The sequence below is a fragment of the Sinomonas soli genome, from assembly GCF_054782415.1.
In genome coordinates this window covers 4,682-9,113 of record NZ_BAAGSN010000018.1, presented here as the reverse complement: position 1 = coordinate 9,113, position 4,432 = coordinate 4,682, and the positions used below count along the sequence as shown (strand labels likewise).

Here is a 4,432-nt window from a genome sequence, read left to right as displayed (position 1 = left end):
AGCCTGCTCGACGGCTCGGTCTCCTGGCTCACCTACGTGGCCAGCGGCTACTTCGCCAGCGGCGACATCCCGCGTCGCTACGGCTCCGCGCATCCGACCATCGCGCCGTATCAGGCCTTCCCCACCGCTGACGGCTTCGTCATGGTCGCGGTCGGAAACGACAGCCTGTGGACCAAGTTCGCCGGAGCCCTCGGCCGCGCGGACCTCGGAGACGACCCGCGCTTCGCGACGAACCCCTCACGCGTGGCACACCGTGACGAGCTCATCCCGATTCTCGAACAGGAACTGCGCCAGGCGAACACCCAGGAGTGGGTCGCCCGGCTGGACGCGGCAGGGGTTCCTGTGGGCCCGATCCAGACGGTCGACCAGGCGCTCAAGGACCCGCAGGTGCTCGCGCGGGGCATGGTCGCCGAGGTCGAGCACCCCGAGGCCGGCCCGCTCAAGGTCGTGAACTGCCCGGTCCGGCTCACCCGGACACCCGCGGCCGTCCGGACCGCGCCGCCGCTGCTGGGTCAGCACAGCGACGAGATCTTGACTGGGCTCGGATTCTCCCGTTCAGACATCGACCAGCTGCACGAGTCCGGGGCGGTGCAGTGACGAGGCCAGAGGCCGGCGTCGTGGAGCGAGTCGCTGTCGAGATCGCGGACGCCGTCGCGACGCTCACCTTTGGAACAGGCGAACGGCTGAACGCCCTGGGCATGGACCAGTGGGAGGAGCTCGGGCGCGTTGCACGCGAGCTAGCGGCCGAGGATTCCGTGAGGGCCGTCGTCGTGCGCGGCCGGGGACGGGTCTTCAGCGCGGGGTCCGACCTGCGAGAATGGGAAGGCGCGGACCCGTATGAAGTGACGCGCCGCTTCTCGCGCATGGAGCAGGCGTTCCGCGCGATCGAGGACCTCCCCATGCCCACTGTCGCCGTCATCGAGGGAGCTGCCGCTGGGGGCGGTTTCCAGCTCGCGCTTGCCTGCGATCTGCAGGTAACTGCCGCGTCGGCACGCCTCGGGATGCCGATCTCACGGCTTGGAATCCTCGTGCCGCCGCCGTTCGCGGCCCGGCTCTCCCTGCGGGTAGGGCCCGCCCGGGCCAAGGACCTCCTCTACGGCGGACGGATGCTGACGGGCCAGGAGGCGCACGCCGCTGGCCTCGTCACCACTCTTGCCACCGATGACCAGGTCGACGCGGAGCTGGGCAACCTGCTCGAGGCCTGGGGATGCCTCGCCCAGGGATCGCTCCGCGCGGCGAAGGCCGCTGTCGATCTCGGGCTGCGGCCGCTCGTCGAGCCCGTGCGCCACGAGCCGCCCGGCCTCGCGATGGACCCGGTGGAGTTCCCGAAGAGGGTTGCCGCGTTCCTCCACCGACGCCGCAGCTGACCCCGCAAAGCCGATCCAGCGACAACGGGGGAACGGGCCCGCAATGCTCATCAGCGATTGCGGGCCCCTCCCTCTACTTGTGGCGCGCCGCATTCGAAGCGGCGTCCGGGCGTCCAGCGCGATGGCAAACCCAGTTTCACCCGCGTACTTGCGCCACATCGTGAGGCTGTCCGACCTGCCTGAAGCACATGCGATGTACGTCCTGTACCGGTCGTTCCGAAGCCCGTGTTTGACCAGCCTCCGGAACTCAGCCTGCACCGATGCGTCGACAAAGCTGAAATGCCTGTCAACGAGGTTGTCGAAGATGTGCTAGCCGGTGTGCATCTCCTGGTGGTCGTTCATGAACGCGGTGGCCCTCGCACGGAGAATATTGTGCTCGATGATGCACGCAAGACCGGCCGCGTCCGTGTAGTGCCATATGGTTCCCTCCGGCCACCAAGTAGGCGACAGTGGATCCTGGTCCACGTCCGGAACCGGTGCATCGGGGAGCGGCATAGCGGTTAGCTGGGGGCACGTCGAGTTCGTCGCCAAGAACATCGACGTCCTGGCCACCCTCATCGTCCTGGTCTCCGTCGCCTCCATCGGCATCGAGGCACTCCGCCGCCGCGGCAAGGCCCGCACCCAGGAAGCCCGCGCCGAGCACGACTGAGCCCACCCCCGAGGCTGCGGCACCGCAGGTCACCCTGGACGGCGTCTGGTCGGCCCTCCGCTTCCGCCCGGCCTTCCGCGACTCGCGCTGATGTGTCGGCGCTCGTGAGGAATTGAGCAGGATCGCTCCTGAGGATTTGAGCACCTGGATCCACGATTGGACGGGTGATCACTGTGGAGGATTGGGCTCTGATCCGGCAGCTCCATCTGTCGGAGGGTGTGCCGCAGGCGCAGACCGCGAGGCAGCTGGGCCTGTCGAGGAACACCGTCGCCCGGGCGCTGAAGTCCGAGGGTCCGCCGGTCTACCGGCAGCCTCGGCGGTCCTCGGCGTTCGATGTGTACGAGGGCCGGGTGCGGGCGGTCCTGGCCGGGTTCCCGGGGATGCCGGCCTCGGTGATCGCCGAGCGGCTGGGTTGGGCGGGCTCGGAGTCCTGGTTCCGGAAGAGGGTGGCGCTGCTGCGGCCCGAGTACGCGCCGAAGGACCCGGCCGACCGGCTCGAGCATGCCCCCGGGGACCAGGCCCATTGCGACCTGTGGTTCCCGCCGCACCGTGTGCCCTCCGGGACGGGGGAATGGGCCTCGTTCCCGGTGCTGGTGGTCGTGGCCTCGTACTCGCGGTTCATCACGGCCAGGATGCTTCCCTCCCGCAGGACCCCGGACCTGTTGGCCGGGATGTGGTGTCTGCTCTCGGGGCAGCTGGGCGCGGTGCCGCGGCGGCTGGTCTCGGACAACGAGGCCGGCATCGGGCGTCGGAACAGCCTCGCGGAGGGGGTGGCCGGCTTCTGCGGGAGCCTGGCGACCAGGATCGTGCAGCTGAAGCCGTTCGACCCGGAGTCCAAGGGCATCGTGGAGCGGGCGAACCGGTTCCTGGAGACCTCGTTCCTGCCCGGGCGCCGGTTCCAGGACCCGGAGGACTTCAACGCCCACCTGGCCGAATGGCTGGTGCGGGCGAACCAGCGCACGGTCCGTGCCCTGGGCGCGCGCCCGGCAGACCTGCTCGAGAGTGACCGGCGCTCGATGCTCCCGCTCCCGGCCCTGGTCGTGCGCGGGCCGCATGCCGAGCGCGGCTACCACCCCAAGGAACGGGAGCGCGCCGTCGCGATGGGCGCGGCAGAGCTGGACCGTGACCGGCTCCAGCGCGTCCTGCGGGCGGCGTCCACGGCGAGCGTGGACGAGGCCGAGTTCGTCCGGCGCCTGCGCCGTTGTGGGGTCCTCGTGCGACCCCGCTTCGCCCAGGGCGGCACCGGGGCCGTTGCCGGCTATTCAGTCGCTCTCCGGCCGGAGAGCAAGGCGGGGAAGCCGGTGTGGTTCGGCGGCGGAAGGATCGCCCGGGACCTGGCCCTGCCGCAGCTGCGCAAGGGGTGGAACGTCACGGACGAGACCGTGGCCGCAGCCCTTGTCGAATGGCAGGCGGCCGCCCAGGGGAAGCGCCCGACCGCCGAGGGCCGCGAGGTCCACGAGCCCACTGCCGCCGAGTGGGAGAAGGCCACCGCCGAAGTCGGCCAGCTCTACGAGCGGATGAAGACGATCCCGCTCGACGATGCGGCCCTCTGGGCCCAGGTCGCGCGCGAAACATCCCGGATGACCTGACCGCAAAACTGCCCAGCGAAGGGCCCTCAAACGCTACCGTCGACGTCTGGCCGACGACTCACCGTGCATCTGGGGCATGGCCTCAGCTGGCGAGCTTGTGGCGCGATGCGAGCAGGAGGTCGATGGCGTCGCGGAGCAGCTCGGAGCGCTTCTTGCCGGTCTCGGCCTCGAGCTCGGACAGGGCCGCGTCCTGCTGCACCGTCACCCGGGTGCGGGCCACCGGGGACGGACCATGCCCGCCGCCCAGCCTCGGCCGTCCAGCCCGGATGGCCTCTTCGACGGCCTCCCAGCTGCCGTACTGGGAAACCATGAACTCCCGCCCCCCGGCGGCCGCGGCTTCGCCGACCCGGACTTCCTCGGCGGCCGGAAGAGGCTGGCCTGGGGCGGTCAGCCGTGCGGCGAGGGCGTCGTAGTCGATGTCCTTCTCATTCATGACGGGTTCTCCTCCCGGTATCTGCGGAACTTGGGGCCCAGCTCCATCACGTGGAACACAGTGCCCTCCCTGCCGTCCTCGTACTGCCTGACGAGGACTTAATTGGGCGCATCAGGGGCGGCACCCGGCTTGCCTGCCAGAAGATCCGGATTGCAGGTGAAGAGGACGAACCCCCTCGGAGTCTCGGCGAAGAACTCGGGGTATTCCTGGTCGGAGGCGCTGTCCTTGTCCATAAGGCACATTCTCCGCCTCGAGTTCGCCGCAAAGCAGGAGCACGCACGGCTCATTCGCCGGGTCTTCTCTCATTTTCAAGGGTCGCCGACAGCGCCCGTAGGCCGGCCGCTGCCCGGCCGCCCGGCCACCGACTTGAGCACCCTTACTGAAGTCCGGGATC

The 4,432-nt window shown here is 69.7% G+C and carries 5 protein-coding genes and 1 pseudogene; 4 read left to right on the top strand and 2 right to left on the bottom strand.

The genetic code is table 11. The features are described 5' to 3' along the window. From ACYVKZ_RS17600 to istA, 4 genes and pseudogenes are all read left to right on the top strand, one after another. A partial coding sequence (locus ACYVKZ_RS17600; protein WP_460993552.1) for a CaiB/BaiF CoA transferase family protein occupies window positions 1–597 on the top strand: 597 nt, incomplete at its 5' end. Window positions 598–617: 20 nt separating this feature from the next. Beyond that, entirely contained in the window at window positions 618–1,367 is a 750-nt protein-coding gene (locus tag ACYVKZ_RS17595; protein ID WP_460993551.1) for an enoyl-CoA hydratase/isomerase family protein, read from the top strand. Between the two features lie 418 nt (window positions 1,368–1,785). Then, window positions 1,786–2,016, top strand: coding sequence for a hypothetical protein (locus tag ACYVKZ_RS17590; RefSeq protein ID WP_460993550.1), 231 nt, complete (start codon window positions 1,786–1,788; stop codon window positions 2,014–2,016). Window positions 2,017–2,189: 173 nt separating this feature from the next. Beyond that, window positions 2,190–3,047 (top strand): annotated as a pseudogene (gene istA / locus ACYVKZ_RS17585) (IS21 family transposase); the annotation flags it as partial. Between the two features lie 640 nt (window positions 3,048–3,687). Here the strand turns inward: istA and ACYVKZ_RS17580 are convergent. Continuing rightward, the gene (locus ACYVKZ_RS17580; protein WP_460993549.1) at window positions 3,688–4,038 is read right to left on the bottom strand and encodes a hypothetical protein; all 351 of its coding nucleotides are present in this window, start codon (window positions 4,036–4,038) and stop codon (window positions 3,688–3,690) included. Window positions 4,039–4,136: 98 nt separating this feature from the next. Then, complete coding sequence (locus tag ACYVKZ_RS17575; protein ID WP_460993548.1) at window positions 4,137–4,271, bottom strand: hypothetical protein; 135 nt, start codon at window positions 4,269–4,271, stop codon at window positions 4,137–4,139. Window positions 4,272–4,432: the final 161 nt, after the last annotated feature.

Coding starts and splice junctions, on each gene's coding strand:
- ACYVKZ_RS17590 (WP_460993550.1), top strand. CDS start 1,786: ATGGTTCCCTCCGGCCACCAAGTAGGCGACAGTGGATCCTGGTCCACG.
- ACYVKZ_RS17575 (WP_460993548.1), bottom strand. CDS start 4,271: ATGGACAAGGACAGCGCCTCCGACCAGGAATACCCCGAGTTCTTCGCC.
- ACYVKZ_RS17580 (WP_460993549.1), bottom strand. CDS start 4,038: ATGAATGAGAAGGACATCGACTACGACGCCCTCGCCGCACGGCTGACC.